The sequence below is a fragment of the Nocardia sp. CA-128927 genome (genome assembly GCF_050955855.1).
GTDB lineage: Bacteria > Actinomycetota > Actinomycetes > Mycobacteriales > Mycobacteriaceae > Nocardia.
Genome location: NZ_CP192087.1, coordinates 4,592,196 through 4,610,525 on the forward strand (window position 1 = coordinate 4,592,196; position 18,330 = coordinate 4,610,525).

General features: G+C 64.8%; 17 protein-coding genes. 11 read left to right on the top strand and 6 right to left on the bottom strand.

Annotated elements, in window-relative coordinates; genetic code table 11:
* From ACQPW1_RS21585 to ACQPW1_RS21605, 5 genes are read left to right on the top strand one after another with little or no spacing between them, the layout of a single operon-like run.
* Positions 1–1,743, top strand: coding sequence for an HAD-IIIC family phosphatase (locus ACQPW1_RS21585; protein ID WP_433664507.1), 1,743 nt, complete (start codon positions 1–3; stop codon positions 1,741–1,743).
* Complete coding sequence (locus ACQPW1_RS21590) at positions 1,733–1,981, top strand: acyl carrier protein (RefSeq protein ID WP_433664508.1); 249 nt, start codon at positions 1,733–1,735, stop codon at positions 1,979–1,981. The genes ACQPW1_RS21585 and ACQPW1_RS21590 overlap by 11 nt, the downstream gene beginning before the upstream one ends.
* On the top strand, positions 1,978–3,525 hold the full coding sequence (locus ACQPW1_RS21595; RefSeq protein ID WP_433664509.1) for an SDR family NAD(P)-dependent oxidoreductase: 1,548 nt from the start codon (positions 1,978–1,980) through the stop codon (positions 3,523–3,525). The genes ACQPW1_RS21590 and ACQPW1_RS21595 overlap by 4 nt, the downstream gene beginning before the upstream one ends.
* Entirely contained in the window at positions 3,488–4,441 is a 954-nt protein-coding gene (locus ACQPW1_RS21600; RefSeq protein WP_433664510.1) for an ABC transporter ATP-binding protein, read from the top strand. Before ACQPW1_RS21595 ends, ACQPW1_RS21600 begins: the two co-directional genes overlap by 38 nt.
* Positions 4,428–5,216: an ABC transporter permease gene (locus ACQPW1_RS21605; protein ID WP_433664511.1), complete on the top strand. Its 789-nt coding sequence runs from the start codon at positions 4,428–4,430 to the stop codon at positions 5,214–5,216. The genes ACQPW1_RS21600 and ACQPW1_RS21605 overlap by 14 nt, the downstream gene beginning before the upstream one ends.
* A 44-nt stretch (positions 5,217–5,260) precedes the next feature.
* Here the strand turns inward: ACQPW1_RS21605 and ACQPW1_RS21610 are convergent, their stop codons facing one another.
* From ACQPW1_RS21610 to ACQPW1_RS21630, 5 genes are all read right to left on the bottom strand, one after another.
* Positions 5,261–5,743, bottom strand: coding sequence for a hypothetical protein (locus ACQPW1_RS21610; protein WP_433664513.1), 483 nt, complete (start codon positions 5,741–5,743; stop codon positions 5,261–5,263).
* Positions 5,744–6,116: 373 nt separating this feature from the next.
* Positions 6,117–6,314 carry a hypothetical protein gene (locus ACQPW1_RS21615; protein WP_433664514.1) on the bottom strand — a complete coding sequence of 66 codons (198 nt, stop codon included), beginning with the start codon at positions 6,312–6,314 and terminating at the stop codon, positions 6,117–6,119.
* Positions 6,315–6,559: 245 nt separating this feature from the next.
* On the bottom strand, positions 6,560–6,760 hold the full coding sequence (locus ACQPW1_RS21620) for a hypothetical protein (protein ID WP_433664515.1): 201 nt from the start codon (positions 6,758–6,760) through the stop codon (positions 6,560–6,562).
* 193 nt (positions 6,761–6,953) lie between these two features.
* Entirely contained in the window at positions 6,954–7,217 is a 264-nt protein-coding gene (locus ACQPW1_RS21625) for a hypothetical protein (protein ID WP_433664516.1), read from the bottom strand.
* A gap of 178 nt (positions 7,218–7,395) precedes the next feature.
* Positions 7,396–8,562, bottom strand: coding sequence for a helix-turn-helix domain-containing protein (locus ACQPW1_RS21630; RefSeq protein ID WP_433664517.1), 1,167 nt, complete (start codon positions 8,560–8,562; stop codon positions 7,396–7,398).
* Between the two features lie 351 nt (positions 8,563–8,913).
* Between ACQPW1_RS21630 and ACQPW1_RS21635 the strand changes: the two genes are divergently transcribed.
* Complete coding sequence (locus ACQPW1_RS21635; RefSeq protein WP_433665299.1) at positions 8,914–9,348, top strand: SDR family NAD(P)-dependent oxidoreductase; 435 nt, start codon at positions 8,914–8,916, stop codon at positions 9,346–9,348.
* A 6-nt stretch (positions 9,349–9,354) separates the two neighbouring features.
* Here the strand turns inward: ACQPW1_RS21635 and ACQPW1_RS21640 are convergent, their stop codons facing one another.
* Positions 9,355–9,945: a MepB family protein gene (locus ACQPW1_RS21640; RefSeq protein ID WP_433664518.1), complete on the bottom strand. Its 591-nt coding sequence runs from the start codon at positions 9,943–9,945 to the stop codon at positions 9,355–9,357.
* Between the two features lie 433 nt (positions 9,946–10,378).
* Between ACQPW1_RS21640 and ACQPW1_RS21645 the strand changes: the two genes are divergently transcribed.
* The 5 genes from ACQPW1_RS21645 (at position 10,379) to ACQPW1_RS21665 (ending at position 18,182) form a co-directional block, all read left to right on the top strand.
* Positions 10,379–11,776 (top strand): site-specific integrase, encoded by a 1,398-nt coding sequence (locus ACQPW1_RS21645; RefSeq protein WP_433661377.1) that lies wholly within the window; start codon positions 10,379–10,381, stop codon positions 11,774–11,776.
* 305 nt (positions 11,777–12,081) lie between these two features.
* Positions 12,082–13,620, top strand: coding sequence for a hypothetical protein (locus ACQPW1_RS21650; protein WP_433661376.1), 1,539 nt, complete (start codon positions 12,082–12,084; stop codon positions 13,618–13,620).
* Positions 13,621–13,823: 203 nt separating this feature from the next.
* Positions 13,824–15,743, top strand: a complete 1,920-nt coding sequence (locus ACQPW1_RS21655; protein ID WP_433661375.1) for a hypothetical protein — start codon at positions 13,824–13,826, stop codon at positions 15,741–15,743.
* Positions 15,743–16,165 (top strand): hypothetical protein, encoded by a 423-nt coding sequence (locus ACQPW1_RS21660; protein WP_433661374.1) that lies wholly within the window; start codon positions 15,743–15,745, stop codon positions 16,163–16,165. The genes ACQPW1_RS21655 and ACQPW1_RS21660 overlap by 1 nt, the downstream gene beginning before the upstream one ends.
* 115 nt (positions 16,166–16,280) lie before the next feature.
* Positions 16,281–18,182, top strand: coding sequence for a hypothetical protein (locus ACQPW1_RS21665; RefSeq protein WP_433661373.1), 1,902 nt, complete (start codon positions 16,281–16,283; stop codon positions 18,180–18,182).
* Positions 18,183–18,330 lie beyond the last annotated feature (148 nt).

Sequence of the window (18,330 nt, forward strand, 5' to 3'; positions counted from 1 at the left end):
ATGACAACCGATGTGGCAGTAGAACTTTCCCCCGCCGACGGCTACGTGGCGTGGACGCAGCAGGCGAAAACGCTTGCGCGCGAACCCGGCGTGCCCGGGATCGGGGTGCGGATGGCGCTGCTGGCCACCTACACGACCGACTTCCTCGCCGAACTGCTGCCGCTGGCGGGCGCACGGGCCGGTCTGACGCCGGAGCTCCTGGAGTTCCCGTTCGGTCAGGTCGAGCAGGTGTTGCTCGCGCCCCAAACGCCCTTCCGTGAAGGCGATTACGTGGTGCTGGCCGGTACTCATCACGACGTCACCGGCACGGTCGACGAGACCGTCAACCGGTGGGTCGGGCTCTGGGACGCGGCCGCGCGCTCCGGTGTCCGGGTCGTCCAGCTAGGTTTCGCGCCGCCTGCGGTGGACGCGTACGGTCCCGCGGCTTGGCGTGCGCCGCAGTCGCTCTCGTATCGAGTGCGTGAGATCAACGCTCGACTTGCTGAACAGGCCGCTGGCCGAGTGCTTTTCGTCGATGTCGAGCAGCTCGCCGCTCAGGTCGGCCTGCGTCAGTGGGAAGACCCGCGCAGCTGGTACCGGGTGCGTCAGCCGTACGCGCCCGACAGCCTGCCGTGGCTCGCCGCCGCCATCGCCGACACGATCGCCGCCGATCGTGGCCGCTCCGCGCGTTGCGTGGTGGTCGATCTCGACGGCACCCTCTGGGGCGGCATCCTCGGTGACGACGGCATCGACGGTATTCGCGTCGGCACCGGTCCGGATGGCGAGGCGTTCGCCGACTTCCAGCGTTACCTGCGCGGACTGACCGAGCGTGGCGTGCTGCTCGCGGTGGCCAGCAAGAACGATCGCGACCTCGCGTTGCGCGCCATCGCCGAGGCGCCGGGCATGGTGCTGCGCGTCGAGGACTTCACCCACATCGTCGCCGACTGGCGACCCAAATCCGAACAGCTCCAGGAGATCTCGGACAAGATCCGGCTCGGCCTGAACAGCTTCGCCTTCGTGGACGACAACCCGGCCGAATGCGCTCAGGTGGTCGCCGCGCATCCCGAGGTGCGCGCGCTCTGCCTGCCCGCCTCGCCCGCGAAGTTCGCCACCGAACTGGCGGCACTGCCCTGGCTGCATCCGGGTTCGCTGTCCAGCGAGGACTTCACCAGGCAGCGCTCGTACCAGGCGCTGGCTGCCGCCGAGCGGACCGCGACGGACAACCTGGACGAGTTCCTCGCGGGCCTGGAGATGGTGGCTACCATCGAGCCGATCAACAGCACCACCCTCGACCGGGCCGCGCAGCTGATCGCCAAGACCAACCAGTTCAACCTGACCACCCGCAGGCACACCCAGACCCAGGTCCGGAAGATGGCCGAGGACCCGCAATGGTTCGCGGCCACCCTGCGCCTGCGGGACCGATTCGCCGACCACGGCATCGTCGGCGTGCTGCTGGCCGAAGACCTCGGCGGCACCGTCGAGATCGACACCCTGCTGCTCAGCTGCCGGGTGATCGGCCGGAACGCGGAAAACAATCTCCTGGCCGCCACCGCCGAATGGGCGCTGGCACAGGGTAGTTCGCGATTGGTGGGCCGGTATCTCCCGACCGCCCGCAACGCGCTGGTGCGCGATCTGTACCCCGGGCACGGCTTCGCACTCGAAGCGGAGTCAGAACAGGGGTCGGTATTCGGTTACGACCTTTCGGGCGGCGCACTCGCGCGCAGCCCGCATGTGCGAGAGGCGCAGATGCAACATGGCTACTGATGTGATGGAGCAGCTGCTCGAGCTGTTCGCCGAGGTGGTCGGCGAGCCGGCCGCGCACGGCCCCGACACCGTCCGCGCCGACATGGACACCTGGGATTCACTCGCCCAGGTGCGCCTCGTCTACGCGGTGGAACGCGCCTTCGCGGTGGAACTTCCGGAGAGCACACTCACCTCCGAACCGTCGCTCGCCGAGATCGCCGCCTCCGTGGTGGCCGCACGGCAGGAGCGGGTGTCATGAACTCACGGGTCTTCCGGGTTACGGATACGGACGTGGCGACCTACGCCGCCGCGGTCGGCGATCGCAATCCGCTGCACGTGGACAACGACTTCGGCCATCGATCGCCCTACGGCAGGCCGGTCGCGCATGGCGCACTGGTGGTCACGCTCGCTTTGGCGGCGTTGGCCGAGACGACCGACCCGATGGCGGTGCGCGATATCCGGGCGACGTTCCGGCAGCCCACGATTCCGGGTCGACGTTACGAGGTCGACTGGACGGTGTCGGAGAGTGAGGCCCGCGGGCGGGTCAGCTTCGGCGGTATCGAGGTGGTCGGCATCCGGTGCCGGCTCGGCTCGGTGCTGCCGTGGTGCGGGCCCGCCGCGGAGGACCAGCCGCGTCGTGACGCGCCGCGGGTGCTCGGATTGGCCGATGTGGCCGGAGATTCCGCGCAGGCGCCCGGTCAGGAGAGCGGGTCCTACTCGGTGGACTATCCACTGATCGCGGGTCTGGTATCGCGGGTCATCGGCGGACGTGTTCCCGAACATGTTGCGGCAGTGCTCGGTTGGGCAAGCTACTGGACCGGGATGTGCACGCCCGGCCGGGATGCATTGCTCGTCGCGTGCACCGTCGTGTTGCACGGATCCGGTTCCGGCGCGGTGGAATTCGAGACCAACGAGCCCGAGGTGGACCGGCGATCCGGTCTGGTCACCTTGCGCGCGGGCATGCGCTGCGGTGCCAGCGCCGATGTCACCGTGCAGAGTTTGATCAGGGAGTCGGTGCCCGGCCCGGATCCTGCCGAACTGGCCGCGGTCCTGCCGCCTTCGGAAGCGCTTGCCGGACAGACCATCCTGGTCGTCGGCGGCAGCCGTGGCCTCGGCGCCGCGGTATCACTGGGTTTGGCCAGCCAGGGCGCGCGCGTGCTGGTGAGCTGCACCCGCGCACCCGAGGTACTGGCGGCCGCCTCGCACGCGTACCGAGATCGGTTGTGGCCGGTGCTCGCCGATGCCAGCGACGGTTGGGCATTGGGAGCGGCACTGCCGGAAGGACAGCTGGACGGCGTGGTTCTGCTTGCCGCACCGGCGATTCCGACCCTGCCTTTGGCACCGGACGCGGTCGAGACCGCCGCACAGTTCATGGCGGCGAGCACCCGGCTGGTCTTCGCCCCGCTGTCGGTGTGCGTGCCTCGCCTACGCAAAGGCGCGACGGTGGTGATGATCTCCTCGGAGGCGGTGCTCGCGCCGCCCCGCTGGTGGCCGCACTACGCGGCGGCCAAGGCGGCCGTCGAGGGTCTCGCGGAATACGTTGCGCGACACCATCCCTGGAACGTCGTGGTGGTGCGGCCACCGCGGCTCTGGACCGACCTGACGAACACGCCGGGCGGACGTGCCGTGAGCAACCCCATCGCGCCGGTCGCCGCCGACATCGTCAACGCGTTCTCCGCGGAAGCCGCTGTCGCCGGGGAAGTTTCGGTGCTCGGCGCCGCCGGATGGGGCGCACCATGGCCAATTCTGAGTGAGGAGGTGCGGGATGCTGGAGATCTCCGACCTGAACAAGTCGTACGGTAAGAAACAGGTCCTCACCGGGATCGATCTGATCGTGCAGCCGGGCGAGATCGTCGGGCTGCTCGGACCCAACGGCGCGGGCAAGACCACCACGGCGTCGATCGTCGCGGGCCTGACACCGGCCGATTCCGGAACGGTGCGCATCGATGGCATCGACGTCGCGAGCGACCCGCGCCAGGCGCGGCGCAAGCTGGGATTCGCGCCGCAGGAACTCGGCGTAAATCCCACGCTCACCGCGCTGGAGAACCTGACCTTCTTCGGTCGGCTGATGGGCGTCGGGCGCAAAGATCTGGTCGCGCGCATCGACGAGGTGGCGGACCGGCTCGGTGTCACGCCCTTCCTGAAGACCAGGGCGCACCAGCTCTCCGGCGGTCAGCAGCGCAGGCTGCACACCGCGATGGCACTGCTGCACGAACCGGATGTGTTGTGGCTCGATGAGCCGACCGTCGGCGCCGACGTCTCGGCCAGGCAGGATCTGTTGGTAGAGGTCCGCAACCTCGCCGACCACGGTGCCGCCGTCGTGTACGCGACGCACTATCTGCCCGAACTGGAGGTGCTCGACGCGCGGGTGGTCGTGCTGCACCAAGGCCGGATCCTGGCGGAGGGTAACGCCTCGGATCTGGTGGAGCAGTACGCACAGTCCGCGGTGAGCCTGGAGTTCTCGGCCGCCATCCCCGCGAGCCTCGGCGGATTCCTCGCCGCACCCGGTGCCGCCGTGCTGGAGTCGAAGCGGTTGAACATTCCTACCAACGTGCCGGGGCAACTGCTCGCTCAGTTGTTCGCCACGTTGGATACCGACACCGATCAACTGCTCGCGGCGGAGATCCATCACCCCAACCTGGAGAACGCGTACTTGGCGATCATGCGCGCGGCGCAGGACGACCGGCCCGTGGAAGGGATCCAAGATGCTGTTGCATGATTCTGCTGTTGATCGAGTACGCGCGCTGTCCTGGGCGGATCTCCGCCGTATTCGGTCGGACCCGGCTCAGCTCATTGTTCTTACGGTGCTGCCGATCGGCATGATCGCGTTCCTGACACCGGCGAACCGAGCACAGCTGCGGCTGACCGGATACTTCAACGCGAGCGGTGTCGAGCAGTCCGGGCCGGGCACGATCGTGATGTTCGCGTTCTTCATCACCACCTTGCTCGGTGCGTCGTTCTTCCGCGAACACGAGTGGGGAACCTGGCAGCGGATTCGAGCAGCTCCGGTACGGGCGATCGAGGTCATCATCGGGAAGTCGTTCCCGTCAGTGCTGTTTTCGGTCGCTCAGGTGTCCATTCTGTGGTTGGCCGTGTTCACGTTGTGGGACCTGCACAGCAAGGGCTCGAGCTGGCTTCTGCTGCCGCTCACAGCCTCCCTGCTTGCGGCCACCTGGGGTTTCGGCATTGCTCTTGTCTCGTTGTGCCGCACCATCGATCAGCTCTCGATCATGGCGCAGGTGGGTTCGCTGGCCATCGGCGGGCTCGCCGGCACGATCACCCCGCGCGACACGCTGCCCGCCTGGGCGCGCGCGTTGTCGCCGTACACCCCGCAGTACTGGGCGTTGAAGGGCTATCAGGACGTCATCCTGCACGGTGCAGGGTTCAGCGACATCGTCAAGCCGTGTCTGATCCTGATCGCCGTCGGCGTGGCGGGCGGACTGGTCGCGCTGTTCAAATTCCGGCTCAACCACAGCAAGGTCGGCCGGAGCTGAGCTCAGTTATTGGAGCTGGGCTCAGTTATTGGAGCTGAGCTCAGTTATTCGATCGGCTGGGTGATCGCGTTGTGTTCGTCGTTGATCAGGTGAAACGCGGACGCCAGGTCGTCGAGTGCGGTCTGCCAGAGCGATTCGGTGCCGTCGCCGTGCGGGTTGCCGCTGCTCAGTGAGAGCAGCACCTGGGCCGCCTCGGCGGCGCGCGCGGCGGCGTCGAGTAGCACCGGCGCCTGGTCGGAGGTGTCGCGCGGGGCCAGCGCGTCGATCCGGTTGTGTAGCCAGTGCGCGTCGAAATGGGCCTGTTCGGTGGCGTTCTCGCCATGCAGCGCGGGCTGGGTGCTTGCCGCGGTCCAGCGGCGAGCCAGCTCGTTCTGATCCGGCGCGTTGGTGACCGCGCTGCGCAACTCGCTGCTGAAGACCCGCTGCAGCAACGCGGCCAGCTTGGCGCGTTCGACCGCGGTGTCGTTGTGCGCGAGGACATCGGTATCGCCTGGGTCGATATGCAGCACCGCGAGAATTGCCCTCAATTGCGCGATCGTGGCCACTCAACCCCTGCCTTGTCATGACTCGCCGAGCCGCTCTCGGCTACCACCCGACCCCCGGTACCCCGAACGATTAACTAAATGATAGCCCCATGGTGTCATCGCGACACCGCAAACGCTGCGCGAATCCCGCGGTTGCGCGCGCGGTCATGGACTGCTGCGCAACCGATCTCGACGCGAGTGCCTCGTTGTACCCGGAATCACTGCCCCCGGTGTTCCGTGACTTCCGGGCAGATGTGTGCCGATGGTGACCTCATTCCGAAACGTCGATGCCTACACATCTACGTTCGGCTTGGTCGCCCGTCTGGATTGTCGGCGCGCCGAAGCAATTTCGGCGCACGCGTCCAGGTGTGGTTCGTCAGTGGCTGGTGTAAGTGGTCGCGACCATGTCGAGGACGAGATCCTGTAATAGTCGGCGGGTCGTGTGCGCCAGCGCGATCAACGGCTCCGACGAGCCGTCTTCCGCCAGTTCGACGAGCTGATTCAGCAGATGACACACGGCGACCAGCCGTCGTACGGCTTGCCGCCGCTCACCGCAGGTGAGGTCGGTACGCATACCCAGCCCATCGAGCCACGCCGTACCATCGTTTCGGTTCGCCACGCCGGGCTGTTCGGGCCTGAGTTCGTACTCGGGTCCTTTGCCGACTCTGCTAGAGGACCGTGTCCGGACCGGGGTGGCAGCGTTGGGGGCGATCTTGCCGTTGCGCACGTGCGCTATGCCCGCCTAATGGGATGCCGTCGAGCTGAAGTCGTCACCGGTCGCCTCGAGGCATGCATGAGACCCCATGTGTCCCGGCGTCGTCATCCACGATCACACCTCCGCTTCTGTCGCTCCTCGTCTTCAATACGTTCGCGAATGCCGTTGACACTCTGGTCTTTCGGTATCCGTTGCGGCCAGCAGACGATGGCGGCATAAACCAAAATGCACGCACCGAGCACCGCAATCAACACTAGGACGAACACCCACCCGTTGGTCATGCGCGCCATCACCGCCACGCCCACAACTGCCAGCTCCGGTGCAGGGGCACATCGTCATGGACGGCATCGAAGTTCGGTTTGAACGGCTTCCCCGGAATGCCGTACGCGTTGACAGCAGCCCACGTGCCGTCGTCGTAGCGGAGCCAGAGCCACCCGGAGGGCTGTCCGGGGGCTCGATGGTCCGGCTCCGGGGGAACAAGCGGTGTCGCATCGCTGCTCACCTCCTGCTGCGGTGCGACAGGACATCGCGGTATCGGGGCGCGCTGAGCACCGCCCGACCGAGTGCGGTGATTCGCCAGTTCGCCGGGCTCCTGCGGGAGCTGAGCGCCCATCCCATGTACGAGTGCGCGTTGAGCGCGGCGCGCACCGTCGACGCCGCCAAGCCCGTTTCCTCGGACAGCTGCCGCACCGAACGCGCCTGCGCGGGTTCCAGGACGGCCAATGCGGACAACACCGCGAGCTGTGTTCGGGAGAGCGACATCGTTGCCCCTGTCGTCGGCGGAGGCACCCGGCGACCGGGCCGACCGATGACCAAAAGGGTGAATTTCTCACCGCCCGCCGCGTGCTGGGAACCAGCGTCACATCGTCCTACCAGGCAAAACAATGTCCCTTCCGGCGATGGCGGACCGGAAGGGACATTCCTGGGACGAATTGAATTCCTAGTAATCGAGCCGGATCGCCGTGGCCATATCCCGCATCTCCCGCGTCAGTGACCGGCGTTTGCTGATCATCGAGCCAAGGATGTCTCGCGAATAACGTTGCTGCACAAGCCATTCCGGTGCCTTAGCTTGCACTCTCCGCATCTCTTGGAGTGCATCGCCGTAGTTGCCGAGTTGAACGTGTGCATTCGCCAGATCGAGTCGGTGCCGCATCCTGCTCGACCCCGTTGGCTCGAGCATCGGCGGCGGCAACTGCCTGGCACCCGCTAGCGTGAGCTCGGGTTCACCTGCGATGACGTGCATCTCGCCGGTGATGTATCCGACCTCGAGCGGCCCGAATGTTCGACCGAGCAGGCGTTCAACATAAATGTCGCGCCCGATGCGGTAAGCGGCGGCACGTGCCATCGACATCGCCTCGTCAGCTTCACCGGGCTGGTTGTCCCGCACGGCGGCGTTGGCCACCTTCAGCCAGAGGCGTCCCCACATCGCAACGGTGGACAGGCTGGCCCGGCTGAATCGCGGTTCGATGTTGTCGGCCACTCCGATCGCCAAGTTTCGCGCGTCTTCCAACCGCCCCTGCCGCAGTACGGCCCACAGCCGGGTATCGGTGACAGTGGCAGCCTCGACGCCGTTCTCGGCGGTGTCGAGCGCACGGTCCAAGACGACGTCCGCCGCTTCGAATTGGCGAGTCTGTGCCAACAGTGATCCCACCAGATTCAGCACCCGGAACCGCACAGCACGTGCGCGCTCGCCACCTTGGAGGCTGTCGGCATCTCGAATCAAGTCGGGCAGCAGCGCAGTTACTTCGGCGTAGCGGTCGGCACTGATCATCGCCTGCACGCTGTCCAACACCGACTGCACACCCTCGACAGTCGCCGGTTCGTCGGGCTGCGAGATTTTGCCGGAGAGTGCTGGCCATACCGGTGCCCACTGGTTTTCGGTGTCGGTATCCGGCACCTGGAAGTCAGGCTCATCTTGCAGTTTCGATGTGCGCATATCCATTGCGACGGCGAACGCACGCAGCGTTTCCAGGCGTGGCGTGTACCTGCCCGCTTCGATCTTCTTGACCTGCGACAGCGAGACACCAGACGCCTCCGCCAGCTGTCGTTGCGTCAAGTTGGCCCGTTTCCGGGCATTCTTCAGCCGTTCGGCACCAACCACACTCATAAGCCCACGCTACGACCGTGCGGTCCGGCCGTACAGGGTTTCACCGAGTCTTGACCAGCGTAAATTTGGCGTGCGCCGCGACCACACTCATGAGTTGCACCGCAAAGAATGACCGGCCCGGTTCGCCAGGACGGTCATTCTGCTTTCAGGTGCCGTCGGCGTGCGCCCACAGCCCATCACTCGCTGCTGTATCTCACAAATTCTCACAAATGCAGGGCTACTTCGCGTTCGTCTCGGCGGCGGCGTCCCCGGCGGCGGTGAAAACCATCGAGGCCGGTGGAGGACTGGACGTGCTGATCAAACAACGCGGGTATCTCGGGCCTCGAAGGGCAAACCAGGGACAGCGACGAGATCGGCGCCGCCGCGGTGACCGTCGACATCATGCAGCCGATATTCGATACGAACGTCTTCGGCGTGGTCCGCGTGACCCACGCTTTCCTGCCACTGCTGCAACGATCTTCCGCGCCCGTCGTGGTCAATGTCAGCAGCGGCCTGGCCTCACTGGCCAACGTCACCACCCCGGACACGCCCGCGTACGCCTACCCGGGAGTCGCCTATCCCGCGTCGAAGGCCGCGGTCAACATGATCACCGTGCAGTACGCCAAAGCGTTCCCGAACATGCGAATCAATGCGGTTGAGCCCGGCTACACCGCGACGGACCTGAACGGGCACGCGGGAACTCAGACCGTCGAGGAGGGAGCGGAGATCATCGTCCGGATGGCACAGCTGAACCCCGACGGCCCCACCGGTGGCTACTTCGACGCCACTGGCGCATTGCCCTGGTAGTCCGGTCTACGTGGATCGCCTACCGGCGGTAGAGCATTCGGGCACGAGCGGTGTCGATCGGTCCATCGCGCCGCAGATGTAAGAAGTGGTCCAGTTGCCAGGCTTGCGCACTTGCGCACTTGCGGCCTGGCGGTTGGTGGTGCCCACCCACGGTGGATAGACGCGGAACGCTCGCTTGCCAGCGGAACCATCCACCGATACGACCCCGCGTTCACGGAGCACGTCGACGGGAAAGATGAACTGGCCCAACTGGTCTCGGTCGCGAGTGCTGATGACGAAGAGATCTACCGGGTCGGTGACGTCGAAGGGCTCGATGTGCCCGCCCGCCGACCTCTTCCACACGGTGACGAACTGACCGACCTTGGTGGGCGTCGACTTGGCCACACGAAATCGGATCGAGCGGCCGTCGACGGTGAAGGAGTGGGCGGCGTACGCGGCGCTCTCTGCTTCGGGAATCGGGCGCGTGCAAGCGAACCCGCAGGGGTCGTAGACGAGCGCTTTCGCGGCGAGAAGGTCCGCGTTGACCACGGTTGTATCCGGCCACAGCGCGACCGCGGTGGGGTAGCGGTCGGTTGCGCACTCGCCGTTCGTGATCACCCGTTCACCCTGGCACGGGCCACCGACAGAAAATCGGGAGCAGCCGCCGATCAACAGCAGCGCCCGCGTCCTCGAAGGCTGGTACGTCCGTCCCGCAAGTGTCGATACGGCTGAATACTCTGCGACAGGCAGGCGACAATACTCGCCGAGTTCCATCTTGCCCCTGGTTCTCTAGGCTTCCTTCAGCTGTCGGTTCATGTATGACACAAACTAGTGTTCGGGGGTCTCAGTGAGTGGCTCAACACGTTGGTCGGTGGACTTCTACAACTTCTTCGATTCTTCTCCTACGGTTGATTTTTCAGAGCTGGAGTGGTTTGGCGGTCTGCACGAGCGCGCCGCGCGCAACGGGGCGAGGCACGGCACGCCGATCCTGTCGCCGTCGGCGGGAACTCGGCCGGATTCGCGAATCAACTTGTTCTTCAGGACCGGAGCTATGGCAGGAGCGGCGGTTACGACGTGGCGGCGGTACGCGTACTCATTGGCGGTGTGGCTGGACTTCTTGGGGGTGTTCGGCCGGTGCTGGGATGAGGCGACCATTGGCGATGTGGAGGCGTTCAAGGACTGGCGGTTGACCGATGCGCGCAATGAGGGCCGGGTCCAGGCCAGCAGTTTCGACGCTGACCGCGCCGCGCTGAACTGCTTCTATGAGTGGGCGTCGGCTCGCTACGGCGTTTTTAATCCGGTGCCGACGATACGAGTACGGCGTACTGGGCCTCGACAGCACGGCCATGTCGGTGGTGGTTCCGGCTTCGGTGGACGCGATCCGCTGCGGCCAGCGGGCGCGTCGCGGCGTCAGGTGAAGTGGTTGCTTCGACCGGCGTTTGAGCAGTGGCGCAACATCGGTTTGCGCGGTTACGGATTCGATGGTTTACGGCGCACGGGCTGGCAGGGGTTCAACGAGGACCGTGATGTCGCGTTCGTTGACGGCCTGTACGGGACGGGTCTGCGGTTGCGGGAATGGGCCAGCATCCTCGACGTCGAGATACCTGTGTCAGAGAGTGGGCGCAGTGCTCGAATGTGGTTGTCGGCAGCGTGCATCAAGGGCGGCCGCGAAGGACGGGTCTACCGGATTCCGCGGCGAGCGCTCGCCGCGGTGAACGCCTGTCTGGATCCGGTAGAGGGGTCGCGGGCTGAGGTGATTCGGCGAGCACAGCGGTCCGGTCGCTACGACCGACTGCCCGGAATCCGCGTGGTCACCGGCTACAACCTGCCCAGCAGGACGCTGCATATCGAAGGAACTGCTAGTTCGGAGTTGCTGTCGCTAGATGTGGTCGGCCCCGACGAGCGCCGCAAGCTGTTCCGTACGACACCGGCGGGGCTGGAACCGCTGGCAGTGTGGTTGGCGCCGAACGGATTGCCGAAAAAGGTTCACGGTTGGGAGGACACGTTCGACCACGCCAATACCCGGGTAACGCGGGCCTGGCACGTCAGCGACCCGAACCATGGTGGTGATCGGGCCAGAATGCCATGCCCGCTCTGGGCCCGGCCCCATATGCTGCGACATTCCTTCTGCCTGAAATGGTTTTCGGTCTTGTCGCTGGTCTGGGAACAGAAGGTGAAGGGGTTCACCACCGACGAGTTGAAGGATCTGCGCGAGGAACTCGGCGATATCTGGTATCAGCTGGCGACCTTGATGGGTCACGCGAGCCCGTCGGTGACCCGCGACTATTATCTCGAGCCATTCACCGGGCTCCAGGTCGACTATCTGATGTCGTTGCTGGACGAGGACGAACAGACCGCTGTCGATGCGCTGGTACGTGCGGTCGCCGAAGACAGCGGCAGGGTCGTCACGGGAGTGGCGCCTTCCCCGCCTTCCGGTGGCATCCGGTGAGGGCGGGGCGGCGAGCCGCGCTTCCGGATCCGAACTGGCGGCCGCCGCAACGATTGCTGGATGGCTGCGACGGAACGTCGGTGCGGTTCGTCGAGGAATCTGGCGGACGCACAAAGACATTCGACTTTTCCGGCTTGCCCGTCGAACCTGGCATACAGCGGTGGCTGGCGCGGATATTCGCGCGTGAGATCGGCGCTCGCTCGGCGGTGAAACGTGTGAAGAGCGCGGAAGGACGCTACGCCACGCTTCAGCAGTTCGCGGCGTCGTTAACCGACTCCCAGCCCCGGCCGCGAGGTCCCCTGGAATTGACGGCTGCGCATATCCAGGTGTTCGTCGACCGTTACGCCGACATACCGTCGCAGCACGAATACCTCAAGCGGTTGCGCACCACGTTCAGGCACGATCCGGAATTGCCGCCAGCCGCACGAGCGGCGCTGCTAGCTGCTCGCGTTCCCGTCCCCGCATCCACTACCCGTGCGCCCTACGACGACGCTGCATGGCAGCTGATCACGACAGCCTTGCGTAGGGATGTTCGGACAGCGCGGAATCGGATCCGGGCCGGGCGCGCCCTGCTCGACGGCTTCCGTTGCGGCACAACGAGCGGTCGCGAGGCTGAACTGGGTCGGTTACTGGATTTCTTCGACCGCACTGGGGATCTACCCCGGGCGCCATCCGGTCATTGCGTCGCGATAGTCGCACGCCTAGGTGGGCTCGGCCAGGTGGTCTCCAACCTTTGTCTGACTCAGGGTGAGGCGACCGCATTCGCGCTGCTGCTCACCGCGCTCACCGGGGAGAACTTCGGCACGGTGGCTTCGTGGCCGGCAGTTCACCACCGCGGCGATGGCACCCACACCGAGCACGGCATCGCCTTGCTAGAAACGAGTAAACCGCGACGCGGTCCCGACCGTGAACACATGATCACCGCTTTGGAAGACCTCCCGCCAGGTTTGGCGGATGTGCTCGAAGACGATGAAACAGAGCATCGACTGTTTCGGTCACCTCTGCGCGTCTACCGGCTGCTGCTCGACCTTACCGAACTGACACGCCGCCACGGCGGGCACAGCACGGCAATCACCGCCTACATCCCCACTCCTGGCCGCTGGGGACACCGATGGCCGCAGGCAGCCAACGCCAAAGACGTCGCGCGCTGGGCGCATAACCGTGGCTTTCCAACGGCGAAACACGATGGGCGAGAAGGCAAACCAGCAATCAATGTCGTCCGGATGCGACTGACGGTGATCGAACGCCGACGCCGCCCCGTCGCACACACCCGCCAAACCATGAACGACAGTTATCTGCGACCGAGCCGAACAGTTCAGGCCGACAGCCGTGTCATCGTCGGCGCAGCATTACGCGACCAGGTCGACAAAGCCCGCCAGCGGCAAGGCGGCACAGTGCTCACCGCAGAATTCCTCGCTCGCGCGGAAAATGACCTCACCAGCGCATCCAGCGAAGCCGGAGTGAGCCCGCAGACTCTGCGCAGCCTGATCACCGGTGAGCAAGATACCGCCCTGGCTGCCTGCATCGACCACCGCGCTGGCCCGTACACAGAACCCGGAGAACCGTGCCCCGCTTCATTTCTTAACTGCCTTAACTGCGAAAACGCTCGCGCGTTGCCACATCAACTACCCATTCAGATCACCGTCAAGGACCGAATCGACGCCCTACGGGCACACATGGACCCCGACACCTGGACTCACCGCTACCAGGATGCGCTCGACGGCCTCCACGACATCCTGCGCCACTACACACCGGCTGAACACCACCGGGCACGCCGCGACCTCACCGCGGCCCAGCTGCACCTCATCGATGACCTCATCAACGGAAGGTTCGATCTGCGGTGACCCACGTCCACAACCTGGCGGTCGAATCTGACGACGAATGGCCAGCCGACGACACGGTGGTACTACACAACCGAACCGTTCGGGCCGGGACCCACCAAGCGTCACTGTCGCGGTTCAGCGATGCCATCTGGCACATCAAACCGGCACATCCCGACGCTCACCTAAACGTCTCCCCGCTACGCTGGACACGATACCCAGACCAGATGGTGACAACCTTCAAGGCATTTTTCCTCGCTGCCCTGAATCATGACTATCCACCAGGTCCGGGTGCCCGACGACCGGGGGAGCGCGCCAGCGTCAAGACCGTGTCCTACTGGTTCGGTGATCTGCGCGTCTTCGCGGTTTGGCTCGTCGATCGCGGCATCACCCACCTCGGCGACGTCACCGACGGCGATCTGGACACTTACCGAACTCACATTCACGCTCTGGCGCGCCGAGAAGACCGCAAGGCCGACCTGCTCCAAGTTGTCCGCACGTTCTGGCTTTTCCGCGAGCACATCCCCAAACCTGCACGCCCACGCGCCAACTATCCCTGGGCCGGCGTCTCCGACAAGGACCTAGTCGCCCGCCTCGGCACCGGGTTCGAAAACAAGACCCCGCGCATCCACCCCGACACCATGGAGGCGCTGCTTGCCTGGGCCCTGCGCATGGTCGAAGTCCTCGGACCCGATATCAGCGACGCTTGGATCGAACATCGCCAACTCGACGAGGGAACCCACTCCTCGCAAGCCGTCTACGTGGGCACACTCGGCTCACGACTTCCGACCTTCCTTGATCGGTTGCGCGCTACAGGCGGCTCGCTGCCTGGCAAGCTCGACGGCGGGTTGAATTTCGGTGCGGTCCTACGCCTGGTCGGCGTCCCGGACGACAAGCGCGGAGGATTGTCGAAGCGTCAGAAACGAATGATCGAGCAATCGGGACTTCCGGTCGCCGACGACACCTACATCGGCACGATCACCGGGCACATCGACGGACAGCCATGGCGGAGCCGTCCGATCAGCGTCGCGGAACTGCCGACCCTGGTGCGGTTGCTGTATGCCGCCTGCTTCACCATCGTTTGCTACCTATCCGGACTACGCCCGGGAGAGGCTCTCAACCTGGTCCGCGGCTGCCGAGACCGTGATCCAGAAACCGGCGAACTGCTGATCGTCGGCCGCCGCGGTAAAGGCTTCGACCGTAATCCCCTCGCACCCGACGACGATCCCCAGGATCGTCCCTGGGTAGTCGTCGAGCCCGTTCACACAGCCATAGCCATGCTCGAAAACCTCGGCGAGTATCCGCTGCTGTTTCCGGCAAGCCCGCATCACCCTCATGCGGTCCGCCCCAACCAGCACAATGCCAGATCCGCAGCGATGATGCTCCTGGACCTCAGAGACTTTGTGGCCTGGGTGAACTCGACATTCCGACCCGTCGACGGCAGCCTGCCGATCCCGCCTGACCCGACCAAACATCTACATACCTCTCGTTTCCGGCGCAGCCTCGCCTATTTCATCGTCCGCCGACCACGAGGTCTCATTGCCGCGGCATTGCAATATGGGCACGTCAGCACCAAAGTCACCATGAATTACGCAGGCAGGGCGGACATGTCATGGATGGACGACCTGTCCGTCGAGCGGCTGGAGATGGTGCTCGAACAAATCGATGACGACACTGCCCTTCTCGCTGACGGCGAGCACGTCTCTGGACCGTCCGCGCGTTATTACCGCGAGCGCATCGAGCGCAGCGCCCGTTTCGCCGGTCGAGTCACCACCAACATCCGCAACGTCGAACGGCTTCTCGCCAAAGCGGATCCCAACATTCACCACGGCGACGGCATAACCTGCGTCTGGCGGGCCGAGACCGCAGCCTGCCGACAAGCAAAGCTCGAGGCCGGGCTGGCCGCCGAGGACCAGCCCGATGAGTCCGAATGCCGTTCGAACTGCCTGAATCTGGCGTTCACCGACCGCGACATCGATCAGCAACGAAAGAACGCGCAGCAGTGGGAAGCCGCTGCCGCGGACCCACTGGCACCGGCACCCCTGCGGGACCGGGCCGCGGCACTGGCTACGCGTGCACGCGTGATCATCGACCGCCACGACCACCGCCGCGACATCCGGCCAACCAGGGCAGCGGAAGGCAGCTGATGGCACGGACCCCTCGCGACCGCACCGCCGAAGCCTCAGCGATCAACGCGGCTACCGACCGGCTTCTGGCCGGCACCCCCTTACGATCGGCGTCGGGGAAACTCACCATCAGCGAACTCATCGCCGAATCCGGGCTTCGCCGTGACGTCGTCTACGAACACCCCGGTCTCGTCGATTTGTTCAAGGCCAGGGCTAAAGCCCAGGACGCGACCCCTGCAGCGATGCAGGAGCTCGCTGACGAGAACAGGGCATTGCATGGCAAAAACGACAAGCTCACATACGAACTCACAACCGAACGCGGCATCACCGCAGCACTACGCAAGATCGCTGCCGAACTATCACTCGAACTCGATCAAGCCAAAGGACAGCTCTCCGCAGCCACAGCCGTGACGCAACTGAACAGCCGCCACCGGAATCAATAGCCAACTATCGAAACATTCTGTCCTGCAATCAATTTAGTCGTCGATGTTCGCAAGGATCTGGCGGCGTTCGTCCAGGGCACGGCATACTGCACGAGTTAGCGATCACCGGTGGTGGATGATCATCGACGTCGCCGACCTGCGGGCGGCGATGATCCCAGAATTCGAACGCGACTGCCCTGGACGCGACCGGACACCGAGAACAACGCGTTCACCACACAAGACGCCGTGTCCAAACCTCTCAGATCGCTCATCGCCGCCAGGATCACCATGGGGTGCACCGGCATACGCTGATCTGGTGAGCATGCCGTCGATCCCCGGATATACGACCCCGCCCCTGAACAACACCCTGGCTGACCTCTGGCCGAAGCCGGTCGCCGAGTTCCCGGCGGAACTATGGCCAAATGATGCTCTGCGAACGATTACGATCCAGCCGTCCGGGTGGCTGACGATCGAAGAACTCACTGTCAGTGGAGATATTCGGGACGGACGCAGGTGTGTCCTGATTGTTCCGGCCCACGCTGAGCCGGCACTGGACGACACCGGCTGGGTCGGGCGCGGCCTCGGGCAGTTCGAGGTGTGGTCGGACGGGTCAGGCACTGAGGGGTTCGGTTCTGGCCTCGCTGAAACCCGGAAGGGTGTCGACATGGAGTTCTTCGCGCAGGTCCGGCAGCCGCAAGGAGCGCCGACGCCGCTGGTCGAGATCGCCCAGCCGTTCCTGTGGTACTGGGATGCGTATCCGACCGCGACCAGCTGGGAATATGCCGATCAGGCTGGTCGGAAGCATGACCTGATCCACTACGACGTAGCGAAAGATCGCTGGAAGGTTGAGGTTCGGGTACTCGAATTCCGCCAGTACCTCGCCGCAGTGGGGAAAAGCGCCATCCTCCAGCTAGATCTGGTTCGGTACTCAGATCAGGACGGATTCGAACGGGTTTCCGATACGTTCCGAAACGAGTGGGCGCACTTGCACTTCGGCGTGGCCTCCGGCGGATTGCTGAGTCGTCCGTCTTGCTCCCGGGCGTTGGGCCAGTACATCCTCACTGGCCGACGTGGTCCCCGCGTGCCGCGGTTTGAGCAGTTCGATCGCGAGGACGTCGACTACCCCTCGTTCATTTACGACGTGGATCCCGACTCGTACGCTCCGATCAGGCATACCTGTGACCCCGAGCAACTCGGGACGTACTTTGACCCCGACGGCAGTCGTCCGCACTACCTGACACCGATCTACTTCAACCGTGCAGTACTGGCGCCGTATGCAGCCGAGCCGACGGCCTACCGAATCACGGCAACCCACCTGAGTTGCGACAACCTGTGGGGTGTCGATATCGGCTTCAATACAGTTGGCCTGGTCGAGGTCTACCTGGGTGATATCGGCCAGCGGCTGCCGTCCGAAGAGTGGAACCACTGGCTGGCCCACAACGTTCCGCCCGAGGGGCACATGGAGGAAGGGCGCTTCAGGCGGGACATCCTGAACCAGTCGGCGAGCTCCAAGGACATCCCGGGCGATCTCCGGCGGGCGCGTCAGCGCGCGGCCGGAGTCTCGGAACAGCTACTCGGCAAACCCATCTGGCGCGCACTGCGAGACGACCAGCTTGCCGAGTGGGAGTCGATGATCGGCCCGCTGAACGAGGACTCGACGTCACTCGGCAAGTCCCTCCTCTTGCTTGTGATCGCGATGATCGACGGCATCGACCCGAAGCCGTTGAAGACGTACCTCGGCGGCGCAAGGGAGAATGAACGATCGATGGGCCTGCTACAGCGCTTCACCGAGGTGTTGGGCGATGACAGCAACTGCACCGCGATCCTTCGGCAGCTGTATGACTTCCGGTCCAGCGGCGGTGTCGCGCACTTCGCCGGATCGGAGGCTCGGAAAACGCGCGTGGCCCTCGGAATCGACGGCATGACGAATCTGCAGGCGTTCGAGTCGGTCGTCCAGCGAACCACCGACATGCTCAACACCATCGTGGACTTGATGGAAAAGAAGCTGCTGGCGGAGGGCGAGAGCCCGGCCAGCTAGGCGTTGATGCTCCCGGCCACCTCTGCGGGCTGTCGGGAGCATTCGGCTAAAAGCATGACGTCGGGGCATCCACCAGTACAGATGCCAGCCGAGGCGGCGGCCGCCGCCACCTCTGACCAACGAACATCCTTTCCCGCTTATGTGTACA